Annotated in this window: 17 protein-coding genes; 11 read left to right on the forward strand and 6 right to left on the reverse strand. The window is 63.5% G+C overall.

What is annotated here, in order from left to right; all coding sequences use genetic code 11:
- The first annotated feature begins 26 nt into the window (after positions 1–26).
- The 4 genes from PHO31112_RS01145 to PHO31112_RS01160 all read left to right on the forward strand — a co-directional run bounded on the left by PHO31112_RS01145 (position 27) and on the right by PHO31112_RS01160 (position 7,952).
- Positions 27–1,982: a hypothetical protein gene (locus PHO31112_RS01145; protein ID WP_150618803.1), complete on the forward strand. Its 1,956-nt coding sequence runs from the start codon at positions 27–29 to the stop codon at positions 1,980–1,982.
- Between the two features lie 395 nt (positions 1,983–2,377).
- On the forward strand, positions 2,378–4,291 hold the full coding sequence (locus PHO31112_RS01150) for a hypothetical protein (protein WP_174995452.1): 1,914 nt from the start codon (positions 2,378–2,380) through the stop codon (positions 4,289–4,291).
- Between the two features lie 113 nt (positions 4,292–4,404).
- The gene (locus tag PHO31112_RS01155; protein WP_150618805.1) at positions 4,405–5,775 is read left to right on the forward strand and encodes a hypothetical protein; all 1,371 of its coding nucleotides are present in this window, start codon (positions 4,405–4,407) and stop codon (positions 5,773–5,775) included.
- A gap of 209 nt (positions 5,776–5,984) precedes the next feature.
- Complete coding sequence (locus PHO31112_RS01160; RefSeq protein WP_150618806.1) at positions 5,985–7,952, forward strand: hypothetical protein; 1,968 nt, start codon at positions 5,985–5,987, stop codon at positions 7,950–7,952.
- 62 nt (positions 7,953–8,014) lie between these two features.
- On the opposite strand, the gene PHO31112_RS01165 is transcribed toward PHO31112_RS01160, so the two are convergent.
- From PHO31112_RS01165 to PHO31112_RS01180, 4 genes are all read right to left on the reverse strand, one after another.
- The gene (locus PHO31112_RS01165) at positions 8,015–8,863 is read right to left on the reverse strand and encodes a 3-hydroxybutyryl-CoA dehydrogenase (protein ID WP_150618807.1); all 849 of its coding nucleotides are present in this window, start codon (positions 8,861–8,863) and stop codon (positions 8,015–8,017) included.
- 249 nt (positions 8,864–9,112) lie between these two features.
- Entirely contained in the window at positions 9,113–10,153 is a 1,041-nt protein-coding gene (locus PHO31112_RS01170; RefSeq protein ID WP_150618808.1) for a porin, read from the reverse strand.
- Between the two features lie 541 nt (positions 10,154–10,694).
- The gene (locus PHO31112_RS01175) at positions 10,695–10,961 is read right to left on the reverse strand and encodes a hypothetical protein (RefSeq protein WP_150618809.1); all 267 of its coding nucleotides are present in this window, start codon (positions 10,959–10,961) and stop codon (positions 10,695–10,697) included.
- Positions 10,962–11,249: 288 nt separating this feature from the next.
- Positions 11,250–11,672, reverse strand: a complete 423-nt coding sequence (locus PHO31112_RS01180) for a hypothetical protein (protein WP_150618810.1) — start codon at positions 11,670–11,672, stop codon at positions 11,250–11,252.
- Positions 11,673–12,411: 739 nt separating this feature from the next.
- Here PHO31112_RS01180 and PHO31112_RS01185 point away from each other — a divergent pair.
- The 7 genes from PHO31112_RS01185 (at position 12,412) to PHO31112_RS01215 (ending at position 17,850) form a co-directional block, all read left to right on the forward strand.
- A complete protein-coding gene (locus PHO31112_RS01185) occupies positions 12,412–12,804 on the forward strand; it encodes a hypothetical protein (protein WP_150618811.1) in 393 nt (130 codons plus the stop codon).
- A gap of 8 nt (positions 12,805–12,812) precedes the next feature.
- On the forward strand, positions 12,813–13,217 hold the full coding sequence (locus tag PHO31112_RS01190) for a hypothetical protein (protein ID WP_150618812.1): 405 nt from the start codon (positions 12,813–12,815) through the stop codon (positions 13,215–13,217).
- A 61-nt stretch (positions 13,218–13,278) separates the two neighbouring features.
- Positions 13,279–13,770 carry a hypothetical protein gene (locus PHO31112_RS01195; protein WP_150618813.1) on the forward strand — a complete coding sequence of 164 codons (492 nt, stop codon included), beginning with the start codon at positions 13,279–13,281 and terminating at the stop codon, positions 13,768–13,770.
- 237 nt (positions 13,771–14,007) lie between these two features.
- A complete protein-coding gene (locus PHO31112_RS01200) occupies positions 14,008–14,436 on the forward strand; it encodes a hypothetical protein (RefSeq protein ID WP_150618814.1) in 429 nt (142 codons plus the stop codon).
- Complete coding sequence (locus PHO31112_RS01205; RefSeq protein WP_150618815.1) at positions 14,433–15,992, forward strand: TolC family protein; 1,560 nt, start codon at positions 14,433–14,435, stop codon at positions 15,990–15,992. Before PHO31112_RS01200 ends, PHO31112_RS01205 begins: the two co-directional genes overlap by 4 nt.
- Positions 15,989–17,335: a multicopper oxidase family protein gene (locus PHO31112_RS01210; RefSeq protein ID WP_150618816.1), complete on the forward strand. Its 1,347-nt coding sequence runs from the start codon at positions 15,989–15,991 to the stop codon at positions 17,333–17,335. Before PHO31112_RS01205 ends, PHO31112_RS01210 begins: the two co-directional genes overlap by 4 nt.
- Positions 17,332–17,850, forward strand: a complete 519-nt coding sequence (locus PHO31112_RS01215) for a cupredoxin domain-containing protein (protein ID WP_246177599.1) — start codon at positions 17,332–17,334, stop codon at positions 17,848–17,850. Before PHO31112_RS01210 ends, PHO31112_RS01215 begins: the two co-directional genes overlap by 4 nt.
- 107 nt (positions 17,851–17,957) lie before the next feature.
- On the opposite strand, the gene PHO31112_RS01220 is transcribed toward PHO31112_RS01215, so the two are convergent.
- Both PHO31112_RS01220 and PHO31112_RS01225 read right to left on the reverse strand, forming a co-directional pair.
- A complete protein-coding gene (locus PHO31112_RS01220) occupies positions 17,958–18,539 on the reverse strand; it encodes an IMPACT family protein (RefSeq protein WP_150618817.1) in 582 nt (193 codons plus the stop codon).
- Positions 18,540–18,560: 21 nt separating this feature from the next.
- On the reverse strand, positions 18,561–19,430 hold the full coding sequence (locus PHO31112_RS01225) for a PhzF family phenazine biosynthesis protein (protein WP_150618818.1): 870 nt from the start codon (positions 19,428–19,430) through the stop codon (positions 18,561–18,563).
- Positions 19,431–19,572: the final 142 nt, after the last annotated feature.

Here is a 19,572-nt window from a genome sequence, read left to right on the forward strand (position 1 = left end):
CCGTCTGGCCCGCGGCCCTTGCGGTGATGCTGATCACCCATCTCGCAACGCCTGCAACAGCAGCGCTCCCGGATCGCGCCATCGCCGCCCCCCCACTCGACACCAACCCTCCTGTCGGCGGCCATCTCCCCCGCCAGCCGTCGGATCATTTGCCCGACGGCGGCGTCGCATTCGACCCCGCCGTTGTGGTGCGGCCCGTGGAACACTCGGTATTCAAGTCCGAATACACGTTTCCCGAGGTACTGCGCTCAGTGAGTTCGGCACGCGAGCCATTTCGTCAGTTGGGCGAGTCGGTCGGCGACGCCATCGAGATCCTTCGCGGGCACGAAATGACAACGAGTGTCCGTCAAGGACTCACGGTAGGCGGCGAGGTCGTTGATATCGCCACGGGGCTCATCCCCGACGTGCAACTCGTGCGACTGCCCGGCGAACTCGCCGGCGTGCTCGCGGACGGCATCGACGGCAAGGTGCCGACCGGTGAAACAATTTCCGGTCTGATGCAAAACGGGGACCCGCGCGCATTCGGCTCGCACATGGCCCCTCACGCGAGACGCCGGCTACTGCGCCCGATGCGAAACGAATTGCCCGTCGAGCCAGCCGCCCCCCTCAATCGCGGACTTCATCCGGTACCTCGCGCGCAAATGGCCGCTCGACGAAAACCCTCCCCCGAGAATGAGATTGAACAGAGCAGAGACGCGACCGCTGTGGTCGATGCGGTTGATGAGCTTGATGCCGATCATTTCTTCCTTGCCGCAGAGCAAGCAGACGACGCCCTGCCCGCGCCCTCAACGCCACTGCATATCGAGGGCGAGGCAGAGCACCTGCGCGGTTATGAGACAGTGTTCACCGCCGAGCAATTTCCCTCAGGCGAGCACCCGCGTCTGCTGTTGATCCACGGCGAACGCTACATCGGCGGCGAAGCAGGCTACTACCGTGCGGTGCGCGGGCGCAGTGACGATCATTGGCTGATCGACGCGCCGAGACGTGACAAAGCGCAGGTTCCCGTGACATTCGACAGGACAAGCGGGCAATGGCAGGCGCACGCCCCCTTACGCCTGTGCGGAGGCGGTTGCAGCCAAAGCAAAGGCATATCGACAGACAGTATCGACGGGCGATATTCGGAAATCGAAGCGGCCGTCAGCCACCTTCAAGAGGAGAAAATGCAGTTGGCGATCCTGCACGGCATGGAGGAGCTGGCCCATATGCATCTACTTCGAACGAACCGTCCCGACACGAGAGGTAGGAGCGACAATTCAATCATGGTCCACCGTGCGGCGTTGCGCAAAGCGATGGAGCATATCGACCGTTACGCACCGCTGGCAAAGCAGCAACGGCAAGCGGCAGCGGTCACGTCCATGCACTACTACTGGAACCACTACGCAGAGGCCTTTTGCCACGAGAACGCGGAAATCCTCTTCCATCAGTTGTTGCAGAACGGGGTATCGGAAGACCGGATTCGCATCATCAGCATCACCCCGAAGCGCCGCTCGTCACACGTGCTCGTGCTCTATACCGAGACGCACGATCTCACCACACTGCTCGATCATGCGACGCCTCAGCCCCCCGTCGTCAATCACCACGACGGCATCAGCGGCGTGACGTTCAGCGGCTTCATCTACATAAACAGGGGAACGACGATTCTGCTCGATCCATGGAGTACAACCAAAGCCATTGAATTCTCCGGTGCGCGCGACGAAAGCGACGTCATGCGAACGCTGGACGACGCCTTTGCGGACATCGGACACCAAAGCGGTCAGCCCTTCACGGTGTCGGTCACCCGGCCATTCGGCTCTCGCATCTTCGGCGCTCGCCAGCGCAGCATAGCCAGCCTTAGCGCATCCGGCAGCCCGGCAAGGCTCGGAGACGCGTTTGGCGGCGAGGGCTCGGCCCCCTTGCATCCCGAGCCGTTGAGCAACCCCGAATCCGAGTCGCGCGACAGCGCCGATTCGGTGTCGAACGGCGACGCCGACTCTCCCACCTGACATGGCCTGGATTCCGTCGCTGCCTTGCTGCAATGCGACGAAATCGATAACGCGCTCAGCCGAAGCGCAAACACGCCCTGTCACCTGATGGCAGTCTTCCCCCATGGCTGGATCGGCATTGGGACAGTCCGGCCATACCCACATTCCGCCTATCTTCGGGAGGTCATTTCATGCGGTATTCGTCGCATTGTCGTGCGATCAATGCTCCCCCTTGTTACCAAGCCGACCGTCACCCACCGTCTCGTGAAACACACCCGTTCGCCACACCTGCCTTTCCTCACGCGTTGCAATGCACACGCAATGCGCGGAGATGCCCCGGCAGTACCCTATCGCATTGCACCTCCCCTGCAAGTACCGGTTCAGCATCGCCCGGTCCTTGGTCGATCGCGTTTACCGTGATGCTGGTCGCCAATCTCATGGCACCCCAAGCCCTGGCAACCCCTATGCTTCCGCGTCGATCAAATCGATGGCGGGAGGGAGATAGCGCGCACGACATCACCACAACACTCCCGCCCGGGGAGCCGACGCAAGCGCAGCACGAAATCCAGAGACATCCCCTCGATCGCCCACGGATCAAATCCAACTACACCTTTCAGGAGTTTCTCAGGGCCGTCGCCGCAGCCAGTGCGCCGTTCCGGAATCTTGGCAGAATGGTGGGCGACGCTTACGAGGCAATGAGTGGCGACGAAGCGGACCCGTCGGCGATCGCGACGGCGCAGCGTGTCGGCAGCGTTGTCGATGCCGCCACCGGGCTGATTCCGAACGTTCAGATCACCCGGCTACCCGGACGTGTCGCCGATGTCGGCGCCGATGCCCTCGATGGCAAGCCGCCCCAATCGTCGAAGATCACCGACCTCCTGCAGTTTGGTGACCCTCGATCGTTCGGGGGTCAGGTGCCTGCGCCGCAGGACTCGCCGTCAGGTCAACCCGTGGTGTTCCGGCGTGTGCCTGTACTCGAGGCAGCCCCTGCTGACGGCATCGATGCCGGCCAGTTGCCGGTGGACGGAAATCCGCCGGCAGTGCCGCCGGAAGCGGCCTCGCCGAACGACGACGATCCCCTGGGGCCGCGCGGGTCCGCCGCTGACACTGGCAGCGTCGATGACATCGATGCGCTGGATGCTCCCGATGACGCCGATAGCACGTTGCGCATCGAAGGCGAGCGCGAATATCTTCAGGGGTACGAACAAACGCTCCCATCAGCGCAAGTCACCACCGGTTCACGGCGGCAGTTGGTGGCGATCGAGGGCCGTCGCTATCTCGCCGGAAGATCCGGCTACTACCACGTGACACCCGGGCAAAGTGCCAACCAGTGGCTGATCAACGCACCGCGCGGCACGCGCGCGCAAGTGCCGGTGACATACGATGCGCAGACGCAGACATGGCGCGCAGACCCACCATTGCGTCTGTGCGGCGGCGGATGCGGCCCGAGCCGGGCGTCCTCACCGGACAGCGTTGACGTGAGCAAGAACGGCGTCGCCGAGGCCACTCTCCATATTGCCAACCTCGACGTGCGCAACGCGATACAGCAGGCCTACGGCGATCTGGCGCACTTGCACCTGATGCGCACCAACCGAGAAGACCTGCGGTCATTGCGCGACAACTCGATTGTCGAGCACCGTCGTATTCTGGTGCCGCAGTTGATGCGAATCGATCCGCATTCCACGTTGTTCGAACAGCAACGCGAGGCGGCTCTCATCACGGCAATCCACTACGACAACTACGTGGATAACAGTCTCCTGGACCTCAGCCCTGAGGCCTTCTGTCAGGAGAACGCGGAGATCCTTTTTCACTATCTGCTCGCGCGCGGAATTCCCGGCAACAACATCCGGATGATTACCGTAAGGTCGCAAGGCCGGCCGCCCCACGTCATGGTGCTTTATACGGAGTCGGACCCGTTTATCGATATGCTCGATCTGACGACGCCGCAGCCGCCCATCCTTGGGCACGATGACGGCATTTCGGGTGACGTGTTTGCGAGTGCTCTCTTCCTGTCTCGCGACTCCACCGTGCTGCTCGACCCCTGGAGCCGAGTCAAGGCATCGTCGTTTCCATGGACCAACGACGTCGACGAAGTGAGGCGCGTGCTCGACATCGCATTGGCCGATACCGCGCGCATTCCTGGCAGCCCCTATACGGTATCCCTGACCCGGCCATACCCCGCGCCTCGGGAGCGCTCCGTATCCTCGAGCGGGAGTTCCACCAGCGCGCGAAGCCAAAGTAGTTCGGCGGGTGACTCGATAGGCTCCGGCCCATCTCACCAGAACCCGCTCGACTCATTACCGAAAGGTGGCCGCGACACGCCGCTTTGACCCCGGCTTGACCATCCCCCCGGAGCACTTTCGCATAGGCGGCGCCGATGCCGTCCGTGAGCCGCCGGGGGCTATCCCTCTCAACGCGTCGCACACCCTACGGAGATGTGGTCATGCCATATCTGTCATGTCATCGCCTCACCAACGCAACAGCCCACTACGGCATTCCGTCCACGGCAAGTCACAGGGAATCCGGACCACGCTCGCCCTTCGCGAGCGAGCTGCGTCACGTACGCATCGCGCGAGCCACGATGCAGAAGATTTCGAGCGTGATCGACACGGCGGCCCACCTGATTCCGCAAGTCGAACAACGGCCAGTCCCGAGCCATCCGGCCGATATGGCGACGCCATCGCCCACCACCGTCCAGATCGAGAACGAGCATGCATTCCCGCAGGGTTATGAACACGTCCTGCCGCGAGAGCGGTTACCGGCCGACGCACGCACACGACTGATGGTGAACGGCCATGACAACATTCTGGGCGAGGCCAGCTACTACCGTGCTACGCCGGCCCGCGACGGCAATCACTGGCTCATCGACGCCCCCCAGGGCAGCGATATGCGGGCACAGGTTCCGGTGACATACGACAGGGCGACCGGTCAATGGCTCGCCCATACGCCGTTACGTCCGCGCGGCGGCGGTTGCACACCGAGTCGAGAGGACGAGCCCGACAGTATCGAGATCCAGGACCCGCAGATCGCCGACGCTGTGCGCCATGTTCCCGAGGAACATGTGCGCGCCGCCATCGAACGTGCGTTCCACGAAGTGAGCCGTTTGCATCTTGTGCAATCCCATCGGGAAAACCTGAGGTCGATGCCTGACGACTCGATGACGCAGCACGGAGCTGCATTGAACGAAGTCATGAAGCAGTTCGATCCCACCGTCTCTTTGCTCATCCAGCAGCGCGAAGCCGCGCTCTCGACGGCCACGCATTACTACTGGAACCGCGGATCGGAGGCCCTCGGTCAGGAGAATACCGAAGTGCTTTTCCATTATTTGCTGGAGCACGGTGTGCCCGGTGATCGGATTCGCATGATCACCGTTCAGCCGAGCAACCGGCCACCGCATGTCATGGTGCTCTATACGGAATCGCAGACCTTTCTCGACCTGCTGGAGCTGGCGACACCGCAGCCGCCCATGATCGACTATTTCGATGGTGTGGACGACGCCTCGTTCTCGGGCTGGCTATACATGACGCGCGAAACCTCGGTGCTGCTGGACCCCTGGAGCACGGTCAAGATCAGGTCGTTTGCGCACACGACCTCCGAGCGAGAACTGATCGACGCGCTCGACGGCGCCCTCGTCGACACAGGCCATCGCCCCGGCAGCCCGTATGTCGTGTCCATCACGCGTGCGCTGCGTGGACGACACAGCACGGACGGCCACGGCAATGGGGTGAGCCCGGAAAGCGCCGGAGCTTCAGACCCAGACGACCCGGGCCACACATCGTCCGCATCCGGCACGAGCGGTGGCGTCGCCGTATAGCTGCCCGACGATCTCCGACTCGCCTCATCGCATTCCGGCCTTCCGCACGTCAGCGCTTCAGCCATCTGGAGGGGTTCATGCCCTTTGCTTCGCACCACCACGTCACCCGCCATTCTCCGTGTTACGGCCCTCCTCAGACGCTCCGGCACCGCGAGAGCGGGCCAGACGCCACGGCGGGGTTCCCTCGCACCTTTCGCAGTGCGCGCTGTGTGCCTTCCGAGATCGGTCCGCGTGCGCTACGGCATCCCGGGCGCACGGACACGGGCCGAGCACCGCGCGACACCCTCTGGCCCGCTGCACTCGCCATCATGCTTGTCGCCAATCTTGCTGCGCCCGCGTCCAGCGACGTGCCGCGAAGCGCATTTCCCCCGGACGACAGCAACGAAGCGACGGAGCCCCGCTTCCGGGCGCTCGACGCCGGCGCGCGACCCGCTGTCGAGACGCCTATCTCCCCGGTGCCCGACGACGTGATCGTCAGGCCCGTGCAACATTCGTCGCCGATCAAGTCCGAGTACTCTTTTCAAGAGTTCCTCAAGGCGGTATCCACGGCAAGCGCCCCATTCCACCACCTCGGGGAATCGGTGGGTGAAGCCTATGAAGTGCTTAGCGGGCAGACCGTCGGGCCGGACGTGCGCAGCGGCGTTCGGCGAGGCGCAGATGCGCTGGACGTCGCGACCGGGCTACTGCCGCAGGTCCGTCTGACGCGCCTGCCCGGCGATCTTGCGGGCATCGTCGGCGATGAACTGGAAGGCAAGACCTTCAATCCCGAAAAGCTCGTTGGCATATTGCAATTCGCCGATCCTCGCACGCTGGAATCGGGGCCCCACCTTCACGCCGATTCGCGTGTATCGATGCAGTCGCCACCAGTGCCTCGGCCAGCGGAGAGCGCCCAGATGGCGCCTCATTCCGACGCGTCACGCGCAGAACCGGGAAGCGAGAGCGTCGATGCGGCTAACGCTCAAGACGCGCCGCCGCCGGTCTCCGGCCTCGCGAACGACCCCGCGTTGGCAAGCCCCCTGCGCATCGTGGGCGAGCAGGAACATTTGCAAGGCTATGCACAAATACTGACAGCGGATCAGCTTCCTGCCGGCAGGTCGTCGCGTGTCGTCCTGGTAGATGGACATCACTACCTGAAGGGCGAGGCAGGCTATTACCAGGCGCAGCAGGGCATCAGCGCCGATCATTGGCTTGTCGATGCCCCCAAGGGCAGCGACAAGCGGGCGCAAGTGCCGGTGACGTATGACGAGAGCACCGGAGAATGGCAAGCCCACGCTCCCCTACGGCTGTGCGGTGGCGGGTGTAGTTCGAGCAAGGTCGATTTTCCGTCCGACAGCATCGTGGATAGCGTTGAAGATGTTGCCAGGGCGATTCACCATATCCCCGACGAAGTCACGCGAGAAGCCATTCCCGAAGCGTTTATCACATTGGGGGGATTGCATCTGCGGCGATCGAATCGCGCCGATCTGCAAGCGCTTCGCGACAATTCGATCATCAATCACCGTGCCGCCCTGCGCGCTGACATGCGGGAACGAATCGATCCGAACTTGCCTTTGATAAAGCAGCAGTGCATCGCGTCCGAGATCACGGCAATGTATTACTCGTGGAACACGGCGGCCGAGGCATTTTGTCAGGAGAACGCTGAAATTCTCTTTTTCAACCTGCGCCAGAATGGCCTGTCGAGAAGTCAGATTCGCATGATCACGATCAAGCCGAAAAACCGCCCCCCCCATGTCATGGTGCTTTACTCGGACTCCAAACACTTTATCAAGTTGATGGACCGCACGACGCCACAGCCGCCGAACGTGGGGCATCCGGACGGCATCAGTCACGAACTCTTCCGGGAGGCTGTCTACCTGACACGTCAATCGACAGTACTTCTCGATCCGTGGAGCACCACAAAGGCGATCTCGTTCGCCGGCGCAAGGAACCGGATCGATGCAGGACGCATCATCAATCGGGCGCTGATCGACATCGGACATACCCCTGGAAATCCGTACACGGTTTCCGTCACGCGTCCGCTGGGTATTCACAGGGTCACGGTGAGAGAGCGGGGAAATTCGGTGAACTCGGACAGCGTGTCGAGCCAATCGGCAGCGAGCCCCACGAGCCGGGGCGGCAGCCCGATGTCGGGAGATTCATTGACTTCGCAACAGGAATACGCCGAGTCTTCAAATTAACGCCCGGCCAACGCCCGCCACCGGCGCGACATCCGCGCCGGTTCCCCCCCTTCGCGCCGTCGTCAATACGTGTACACACCACGCCCGGTCTTGCGGCCGAGGTACCCGGCGGCGACCATCTCCTTGAGCAACGGGCACGGACGATACTTCGAGTCCGCGAACTCTTCGTAGTAGACGTTCATCACGGACAGGCAGACGTCCAGACCGATCATGTCGGCGAGCGCGAGCGGTCCGATCGGATGGTTGCAGCCGAGCTTCATGCCTTCGTCGATCTCTTCGGGCGAGGCGAGATTCTCGGCCAGCACGAAGAACGCCTCGTTAATCATCGGCACCAGAATGCGATTGACGACGAAGCCCGGTGCGTTCTTCACCGTGATCGGCGACTTGCCGAGCTGGCGCGCGAGCGCGTCGACACGCGCGTGCGTCTCGTCGCTCGTCTGCAAACCGCGAATGATCTCCACGAGCGCCATGAGCGGCACCGGATTGAAGAAGTGCATGCCGATGAACTGCCCCGGCCTGGCGACCACTGCCGCGAGTTTGGTAATCGAGATCGACGACGTGTTCGACGCGAGAATCGCGTCGGCCTTCGCCACCCCCTCGAGCTGCTTGAGGATCTTGATCTTCAGATCGAAGTTCTCGGTGGCCGCCTCGATCACGATGTCGGCGCCGGCAAGCGCAGCGTAGTCGGTCGCCGTCGAAATTCGTGCGAGCGCCGCCGCTTTGCCGGCCGCAGTGAGCTTGTCTTTCTTGATGAGACGGTCGAGACTGCCGGATATCGTCGCCACGCCCTTTTGCACGGCCGCATCGCTGATGTCGACCATCGTCACCGGCAAGCCGGCCACCGCACAGGCCTGTGCAATGCCGTTACCCATCGTGCCTGCGCCAATGATGCCTACGTGTTGAATCGTCATGTCGTCTCTGCTCCGTTTGTGCTGAAAGGTGGCGGGAATACCGTCTTGCGCGGCGCACAAATCATAGCGCGGACGCGTCGGATCGGTGACACACGAAACCGCTGTGCGAAACGTTACGACGCCGATGCGCGGTATGGCGGGCGCACCGGCATCGGTAAACGAATGAAGGGGGCAGACGCGCCCAAACGGCGTCGGCCCCCTTCGATGATCTTCCCCGGCACGCGTCTCGCTCACGCGTGCGCCGGAACATCAGAACTTCATGCGAACGCCGCCGCCGAAGGTGTCGCCGCCCGAGAGCGAACTCACCTTGTCGTTCATGTAAGCAGCGTAAATGTCGGTGCGCTTCGACAGGTTGTAGTCGTAGCCGAGCGCCCATGTCTTGCGATTGACGTTGCTCGCTCCCGAACTCTTCATGTATGCGTACGAAGCCAGCACGCTGCCACCGCCCAGCGGCACGGACACGCCGAGCTGACCGCCGTTCTCCGACACACCGCCGCCGGTGACGTTGTTGCGGATGTACTGATACTGACCGAAGAGCTTCACGACCTGGAAGTCGTACGTCGCGCCCAGTTGCACGGCCTGCTGGCTGCGAAAGCCTGCCATGCCGGCGAGGTCGTCGGGCTGCGAGTCGAACTTCACCTGCTGATAGGCGACGGTCGCGGCAAAGGGACCGTTGAAGTACAGCGCCGATGCGCTCCACTTGTTCTGCCCGGTTTCGCCCGCCTTGTTGCCGAAAGCATACGACACGCTTCCCGACAGACCCTTGAAGTTCGGCGTCGTGTACATCACGGCGTTGCTCCAGCCGGAGTCGCCCACAATGCCCTGACCGGCCTGGCCGATGTATGTGTGGAACACCATCGGGCTGAAGGTGTACGAATCGACGAACGGGTTGAACAGAATCGTCGAGACGAAGTACGACGTGGTGAGACGGCCCATCGTGACCGTGCCCGCGGTGTCAGACGACAGACCGACGTACGCGTTGCGCGAGAACATCGTGTCGCCCTGAAAACGGCCGTACTGGCCGTTCTGCGGACGGAAGAAGTCTTCGAGCACGAACACGGCCTTCAGGCCACCGCCAATATCTTCTTTACCCTTCATGCCCCAGTAAGACGTCGACATGCCGCCGCCGGCCTGTGTCCAGGCACGATTGCCCCCCGGATTCTTGACCGCACCCACCCAGGCGTCGACCTGACCGTACAGCGTGACGTTCGATTGGGCGAATGCCGGTGCGCTCACGCACGCACCCAAAACGAGTGCCCCGCCAATGCCCTTGGCCATGCTTCGCTTCATTGACTTCTCCTTGGTTTATGTATTTTGTGTGCCTGTTCCCACATTGCGTGGGACCTGCCGGCGCCCGCTGAAGAAGCGCCTCCCTGTGAAACGGCCGTGATTCTCGCATAGCCCCGGCACGCACAGATAGGCCGGAACCGTACGGAAAAAGCACCACACGAAGTGGCCGGGAAATGGTGGGGAGACAAAAATCGGACGGCCACCCGCGCCGCTATTAATCCCGGTATAACAAAATCGATATATTCCTTACATCGGCGGGTTGGCGATGACTCACATACGCCATGATGTGCGGGAATAATAGGAGGTGGGCAAGCGCGACCGGCAGACGCCGTTGGAAAGGGTCAGCCAAATCCGATGTTGCACGTGTGCAACATCGGGGCATCCGGGAAAGGGGGAGAAAAAAATGGGAACCCGGGCAGGGCGAGCCGCCGGGTGTCATGAAGCACGGATGAGGGGGAGCGACGTCGCAGCATGGCGGGAGGGAAGTCCCCTCGGCAGCGACAAACGTCGGAGTGCTGTGATGGCGGCTAGCGGCTAACCGTTAGCGATTTCGACGGTTGCCCTCGCCGCCGCGCGAGCCACGCGGTTCGCCTTGCGGCGTGTACTGACGCTCACGCGGTTCCGCCGGTGCCGCCCAGTTCGGATAGGCCGACTGTCCATGGCCGCGATCGGCATTGAAACGGCTGATGTCTTCCCGAAGCGACGCCTTGTTCACGTCCAGCACATCGCGCCCTCGCCCGCCTCCAGCCCAGGCAGGGTAGGCACACACAAACAGCAACAGGAAACAGTAACGAAATCGGGCACGCATTTGGGTTCAACCACGGCACCCGGCCCTGAGTGGGGCCGGTTGGCACGGGACGCATTCGGCACCTGCAGGTTGCATGTGCGCCATACGCCTCAAGGATGACTGTACCGGGTCGGCCGAACGAGCGTCGACCGAAAAAATGTTAATGCCTGACGGGGTCTGCAACCGTTTGTAACTGCCGCAACACGGCCACGCGAGAAAGCCCGGGACGGTATATCCGGCACCGTCTGGCAGCCACGTGACGGGCGAGCGTCGAGAGGACGATAGACCGCTGCGAGCGCGGCGCCCGCCTTACTTCTCGACTTGTTTCTCGACGGACAGCGAGATTTCGCGCAGACGCTCGCCACGCTGCGTCATCAGATCCTGCGCCGTGACGGTGAAGTTGACGACACGCGTGTACTTCTTGCTCACACTCTGCCATTCGGCGGGCAAGCCGGCCGGGTTCGTCGTCGTGGTGCGCAGGGTGGTTACACCCCGAGTGCAGCGCGAGACCTGCGTAGCGAACGCTTGCGCCTGATTGCGCAGATCCATCGGCGTGATCTTCTGGTAATCCCAGATGCATTCATAGGTCGGCGCGAGGCCCGTGGCCCGGAACACCTTGCAGTCGCCGCTGGGCAGCGAATAGGTGGCCTGATAGCTCTCGCCGCGGTCGTTCTTGGCCGCGAGCGGGCCGGTGACATCTTCAAAACCGTTCTGCGCGCTCTTGGCCAGCATGAGGATGCCCTCGCACTGGTCCGCAGCATAGGCCGACTGCGCTGCGCAAAGGCAAGCCAGCAAGGCCCATCGTTGTCGTGAGTTAGTTGCCATCGTTGGAATGTTATGACTGGATGCCGTGGCGTGCAGCGTGGCTGCCGTATGGGATTGCGCCACTTGCGATATGAATGGTGCCATTAAAACGCAAAGTCGGCGCGGACGAAACCATGGTCACAGGGGAAATCGTGCGCCAATTCGAGTGCGGGCAGCGCTGATAGTTCGCGCACGGCGTGCGCTCATCCAAAAGACCGATTCACGAGTGCCGTTGGCGACCTATACTCAAATCGCAGTGAAACTGCATGGGCAAGGCCGAGAACCGATGGTGGTTCGTGCATGACGGCAATACCCTCAGGTGCCAAGTCTCCTTGGCCCTTACCATGCCGCGCCGGTACACGCGGCTGGCGATGCCCCGATGGGGCCTCAACCGGCGGCTCAGTCCGCCGGTTTTCATTGGTATCGCTCACACAGAAGCGCGCCCCCTCGCGGGCAGGCGAACTTGCGCCGCACCTCATGCCGACGGATTAAGCGAAAGTGCGGATTTCGCGCGTGGCATCGCTCTGCAACTATCAAGGCACAAGATCAATATTCGCCGGGCACTCACTTTCGGGAAGTCAACGGAGTGTTTGTGGATTCGTGGACGTCATCAGCGGCGCATGGCAGACAATGCGCTCGCGTCTTTATGCGTTACGCGGGGTGAACCATGGGACACCTCGCCCTTCCTGGCGGTCTTCGCCCAGATAAACCGGTCGCTGGCGCGGCACGCGATACGGCGCATACGATGCGGCACGTTCGCGGCCACGGCGGCACGCTCGCCCACGTGCTCGGCGCCATCGGCAAGTTCCGGTTCCGCCACGGCCACCGGCCCCAACGGTTGTATCTGTACCCCGAGACACTTGCCGCGCTCGTGCAGGATCTCACGCCACTGGGTTTCTACCGATTCCAGCAACGGCTCGACATCGTTGCCGATCTCGAGCGAGATCTGTACTGTGCCGACGACAGCGGCAACGTGTCGATCTACCGTATTCAGATGGCCTCCGATCCCGCAAGCCTCGAGGCGGCGGCGATCTGGCTGGACCTGTTATCGATAAGCTGAGAGAAGTCATGAACCGACTCGCGATCGTTCTGGATGGTTTGATGCTGCTCTATCTCGCCGCAGCCACAGTCGCCGGCGTGCAATCGAGCGCTGCCGATGGGCACGAGTTGCTCGCCAGCGTGCTCGGCGTGTTGCTCGCGCTTTGCGCGTTGGCCCTGCTTGCCACGCCGTTCTATGTCTCGCTCGTGGTGCTGATTGCGCAATCCGAACGGCATCTTCGTCTGGCTGCGTGGCTGCACCGGGCGATGCTGACACTCATGATCGGGCTGACACTCATCTCGCTTCTCGCCCGCGACACTATCGAAGTCTCGGCGCCCCTCTTCGTGCTGGTCGCCGCAGTGTGTGTCGTCAATCTCGTTGCGCTCTCCCGGTGGCGCACGCACTTCGAAGCGTTTCATCTGTTCGAGCATTGACGAACGCGCCACCCTCACGCCGATTTGCGAGTATGGCGCGGGCGATGCTAGACTGCGCGGCATGAATCGCTGGCGCAAACTTCTCGTGTTGTGGCTGTTGTGCGTAACCATGCCGTTGCAGGCCATGGCCGCACTGCGCACGCATTGCGCGCCGGGAACTTCGGCATCGGCAATGCAGAGCGCCACTACTGCGGCTGAGAATGACGCCACCGCCTCGATGGCCATGCTTCACGCCATGACGATGTCCGCACAGGGCGACGCCATGCCGGCCATGCATCACCATGACAGTGCCGCCCCGGACGACGCGAAGTCGCATCCGATGGCGCAGCAGGACACATCGCTGAACCACGCATCGTCAGACAGCAATACGCACAGCCATTACACTAGTTGCTCGGCCTGTGCCGCCTGCGTTGTCTGCACGGCGCTGCCGCCAAGTGTCGTTATTCGCCTGCCGGACGCACAGCCGTCCACCGCCATTCCCTTCCTGCGCACATCGGCCGCCAGCGCCGTGGTCGCCGTGCTTGAGCGTCCTCCCAAAAACCTCGCCGCCTGACGGTCGCGCGTCGGGCCGAAGGTCACAGCGGCATCGTCTGATGCCGTACCCTCCCCGGCCTACCGCCCACCGTCTCTGTTCCCCGTCGGACTGACTTTCCGCACTATTTCTTTGTGACTGGCCTGCGTTCGCCCGTCATTCGTGCCGTGAGTCCGTCCGCCCGACGAACGTGCGACGCCGGACTACCCCGCCGCTTTGCGGCACGGCCACGGCATCGCCAGCTTGACGAGCGTATCAATGATGCTTCTTTCTCTACGACGGCACGCGTGGATCGTGCCGGTCGCGCTATCGCTGTTGGGCGCATGGTCTGCGCCGGCCGCCAACGCGACAAGTGCCACGGCACCGCCAGCTCATGACGACCACACCGGCGTGACCGGTGCCGATGATCCCGCTGCACCTGAGGCCCCAGCCGGGCCGCCGCCGGTCGGCGTTCTCCATGACTTCTCACGGCCTTCGTTGTCCGTCCCAACGGGCGATTGGCGCAAAGTGAATGCCAGCGTCGCCGCAATGCCGGGCATGGCCGGTATGTCTGGTATGGCCAGCGGTAGCCACGACATGTCCGAACAGTCCGCCGGCAGCATGAACGCGCCGCCATCGAACGGCCATGCCGGATATAGCGAACATAGCGGAAATGCGGGACACAGCATGCAGGGAGACTCGCGATGACGGTCTCACATCCCTTCCCCGGCTTACCGCTGTCGTCCGTCGATAGACGCGACGCGTTAGTCGTATCGCGACCGCGCCACCGCCACCGCCGCCGCGCGCCATGGGCCGCTGCAGTGCTCGCCACGCTGGCGCTGTCGGGCTGCGCGACGTTCAGCAGCGACGGCGGCTTCGGTGCGGTCGCCGACGCGGCGCAGCAACACCTCGGCCAACCTGTGACCTGGGCACGCGACGATGCGGCGGCGCAAGACCTTGCGAAGGCGCGCGACGATCTGCTCTCTCGCCCGCTCGACATCGACGCCGCCGTACGTCTGACCTTGCTCAATCATCGTGGCTTGCAAGCCACGTATGAGGAACTCGGCATCGCCGAAGCCTCGCTCGTGCAAGCGGGCCGCCTGCCGAATCCACGCTTCTCGTTTCAACGGGTGCAAGGCGGCGGCGACATCAGCATCGAGCGCACATGGGGACTCGACTTCGTTCGCGTGCTCACGATGCCGCTCGCCTCGCGGATTGAAGCGCGCCGCTTTGCACAGGTGCAGGCGCAAGTGACGCAGGCGATCATCGAACAGGCAACGCTTACGCGCCGCGCCTGGATCGAGGCCGTGGCGGCGCAGGAGCGCGTGCAGATTCTCGAACAAACGAGTCTCGCCACGCAGGCCGCTAGCGAGCTGGCCGACGGCATGGCCCGCGCGGGCAACTTCAGCGCGATGCGCCGCACGCAGGAGAATCTCGTCTACGCCGACACGGCGGCGCGTCTCGCGCGAGCCCGGGAGCAGGCGGGCACTGCGCGAGAGCAACTCGCCCGGCAAATGGGCCTGTGGGGTCAGCAACTGCCATTCACGCTGCCAGCGCGTCTGCCCGCGCTTCCGCGCACGCGTCCGGTGTGGCCCGACGCGGAAGCACAGGCGTTGCGTGATCGCGCCGACATTCGGGCCGCCCGCGCCGCGCTCGACAGCACGGCGAGCGATCTGGGGCTTACGCGCATTACGCGTTTCGTGAACGTGCTCGATACCGCCTATCGCAACAACAGTGCGACAGGCTCGCCCAGCGAGCGCGGTTACGAGATCTCGCTGGAGGTACCGCTCTTCGACTGGGGCACCGCTCGCGTGGCCGGTGCGCAAGCCCGCTATCGCCAGAGCGTCGATCGCCTCGCGGACACGGCGGTCGCAGCACGCGCCGACGTTCGCACGCGTCGCGCCCAGATGCTCGCCGCCTGGGACATCGCCGAGCACTACCGCGTCACGATCCTGCCAATGCGCCAGCGCGTCTCCGACGAATGGCTGTTGCGCTACAACGGCATGCTCGCCAGCGCCTTCGACCTGTTGACCGATGCTCGCGAGCAACGCGATACGGTGCTCGCTTACATCGACGCAACGGCCGATTTCTGGCTGGCCGAAGCGTCGTTTCGCGAGAGCCTGGGCGGCGGTGAAGCCGGCAGTCACGACACCGCCGGTACGGCTTCCGCGCCTGCGGCCCCGCAAGGCACGGTCTCACCGCCCACCCCTGCCGTATCGCCCTCACAACCTTCTTCCGCTCACCAACATGGAGGTGGCGCATGACTTCGCGCCGACGATTCCTGCGTAATGCGAGCCTCGCCGTGATGGGCGCGACCGCCGTCGAACGCACCGCCCTGGCCGCCCTGCCCGACGCCGCCACGCGTAGCGACGCCAGCACTGCCAAACCGCACTCACCGCCTAACGGCCGCCCATATCGTCCGGTCGTGACGCTCAACGGCTGGACATTACCGTGGCGCATGCGCAATGGCGTCAAGGAATTTCACTTGATCGCCGAGCCCGTCGTGCGCGAGATCGCACCTGGCATGCAGGCGAACCTGTGGGGCTACAACGGGCAGAGCCCCGGGCCGACCATCGAAGTCGTCGAAGGCGATCGCGTACGCCTGTACGTGACGAACCGTCTGCCCGAGGCGACAAGCGTGCACTGGCACGGCCAGCGTCTGCCGAACGGCATGGATGGCGTGGCGGGCCTGAACCAGCGTGCCATCGCACCGGGACAGACCTATGTCTACGAGTTCGAAGCGAAGCGTGCCGGCACCTTCATGTATCACCCGCACGCCGACGAGATGATGCAAATGGCCATGGGCCTGATGGGCTTCTGGGTCACACACCCGAAAGACCCGTCTTTCATGCCGGTCGAGCGCGACTACGTGTTCCTCATCAACGCCTACGCCATCGACCCCGGCAGCCGCACGCCGCGCGTAAACGAGATGACGGACTTCAATCTCTGGACATGGAACAGCCGCGCGTTTCCGGGCATCGATCCGCTGGTGGCGCGTCAGGGCGACCGGGTGCGCATTCGTATCGGCAACCTCACGATGACCAATCACCCGATCCATCTGCACGGTCACGAGTTCAAGGTGACCGGCACCGACGGTGGTTGGGTGCCGCCCACGGCGCAGTGGCCGGAAGTCACGACCGACGTTGCCGTGGGCCAGATGCGCACCATCGAGTTCGACGCCACCGAGCCCGGCGACTGGGCCTTCCATTGCCACAAGTCGCACCACACGATGAACCCGATGGGTCACGACGTGCCGACCATGCTGGGCGTGAACCAGCGCGAGATCGCCACCAAGATCGCCCGCATCATTCCCGACTATATGGCGATGGGCGAAACCGGCGCCTCGATGAACGGCATGGAGATGCCGTTACCGGAAAACACGTTGCCGATGATGACTGGCACCGGCCCGTACGGCCCCATCGAAATGGGCGGCATGTTCACCACCTTGAAAGTGCGGCAGGACCTGCCGCGCGACAGTTATCGCGATCCCGGCTGGTATCGCGCGCCGCGAGGCTCGGTTGCGAGCCCGTGGCAAGGCAGCACTTCAGCGTTACCCTCTACCCATCGTCAGCCTGCTAACGTAGGCAAAACCGGAGTCAAATCATGATTCGTTCACGTGTCTCGTCGCGCTTCACCCGTATCTTCGCAGTTCCCTTCGTGTTCGGCGCCGCCTCGCTGGCGTTCGCCCTTCCCGCGTTGGCCGAAGATCCGCACGCCATGCACATGCAGCACGGTCACGGCGGCGCAGCGGCAACCATCGGAGAACCTGGCGACGACGCCCAGGCCACGCGTACCGTGGACGTCGACATGCGCGACACCATGCGCTTCTCGCCTGCCACGCTCACGGTGCGCCGCGGCGACACGGTGCGCTTCGTCGTCACCAATAACGGCAAGATCCGTCACGAAATGACGCTTGGCACGGGGGCTACGCTCGCAGAGCACGCCAAGATGATGCAGCAGATGCCCGGCATGTCTCACGCCGAGCCCAATGCCGTGACGGTGGAACCCGGCGAGCGCAAGACGCTCGTGTGGCACTTCACCCAACCGGGGACGGTGGAATTCGCCTGCCTCGAACCGGGGCACTTCGAAGCCGGCATGCGCGGCGTAGTCAACGTGCGCTGATCGCAGTGCGGAGGTGACGATGCCGGCACGCCGGGGACGCGCCGGCATCGGCGTCGTCCCCGTGCAAGGCCGATGCATGTCCGGTGCGGTTGCCGCTTTTCAGGCGGTCAGTCGCACCGCACCAGACCGCCGCTGAGCGCTTCGGTCGCGTCGGCTTCGAACGCTGCCACGTCACGCACCTTCAGCCGTAACCGGAGCGTGACGGCGTCGTCGTAGGCGGCGTCGAGCACCTCGGCCGAATGACGCTCCGCCAGCCGGCGCAGCGTCGCTTCGTGTGCAAACGTACAGCGGTAGCGCGGCTCCGTCGTCGGTTCGACGGCAGTGAGCGTCGCGAGCTTCAGCGCTTCGCTCACCGCCTGTCCGTAGGCCCGGGTCAACCCGCCCGCGCCGAGCTTGATGCCACCGTAGTACCGCACGACAACCGCCAGCACATTCGCCAGCCCCTTGTGCATGAGCACGTTGTACATCGGCTTGGCCGCCGTGCCTCCCGGCTCACCGTCGTCGTCGAAACCCGACGCGCCTTCGCACAACAACACCCAGCAGTAATGCGTAGCGTTGGGGTAACGCACACGCAACGCGTCGAGTTCGCGCATTGCGGCCTCTCGCGAGGTCACGGGCGTGACAATGCCGATGAACCGGCTTTTCTTGATGTCCAGCTCGGTCTCGACCGGTGCTGCCAATGCATACATACGGCGCTCTTCCCCGGCGCCTTACAGGCGCACCTCGCCGCGTGCGAGTTCGATAACGTTGCCGCCTACGCGAATCTCCCGATTTGCCGTGACTTCAAGCGTCAATCGGCACGGACGCTCGATGGCGTCGCCCTGCGTCACGCGTGCGCGCACCGGCAGCGGGTAGCCCTGACCGATGAACCAGCCGCCGAGGTTCGCACAAGCTGAACCGGTGCCCGGATCTTCGCTCACCCCGCCCCCCTGTGTCGTGAAGAAATATCGTGCGCTCACCTGCAACTCGCCGTCCTTCTCGCCATCGATCGAAAACACGTAACCGGTCTTGCGCTCGAGGCTCGAAAGCGGCCACCGGTCCATACGTGCGCTGTCGGGCTGCGCCTGCGCGACAGCGTGGGCGTCACGCAGCGGAATCAGCAGTTGATCGGCCCCGGTATCGACCCATTGTGGCGATTGCGCGAGATCGTCGCGGCTCAGTTGCACCAGCGCGGCGACGTCGGCATCCGCTTCGCTCGCCTTCTCGATTTTCGGCTCGCCCGACGAGGGCGCCGTCAGCGTCCAGTGATCGCCGTTGGCCTTGACCGGCACGAGTCCGGCGGCGAATTGCAGTGTCACGTCGTCGCCCAACTCGCGCATGGCGCGCAATACGTGTGCCGTACCCAGCGTCGGATGCCCGGCGAAACGCATCTCATAGCCGGGCGTGAAGATGCGCACATGGGCGTCGGCCGTCTCCGAGGGAAAAATAAATGTCGTCTCCGACAGATTGAACTGCCGTGCCAGCAATCGCATTTCCTCATCGCTCAGGCCGCGCCCGTCTTCGAACACGCACAGCGGATTGCCACCGAAGGTGGTTTCGGCGAACACATTGACGATACGAAATGCATAGGTGCGGCTCATGACAAATCTCCAGTTGGGGGCGTCGAACAACGGCACGGCCCTCGGGCCTTGTCAGCCAGAGGTGCCGATATCGGCCTGCCGCGCCAGTTTGCGCCGCAGTGGCCGGCCGGCTGGCCTTGCGAAAGAAGGTTCGTAGTCTCGC

Source organism: Pandoraea horticolens (assembly GCF_902459555.1).
Lineage (GTDB): Bacteria > Pseudomonadota > Gammaproteobacteria > Burkholderiales > Burkholderiaceae > Pandoraea > Pandoraea horticolens.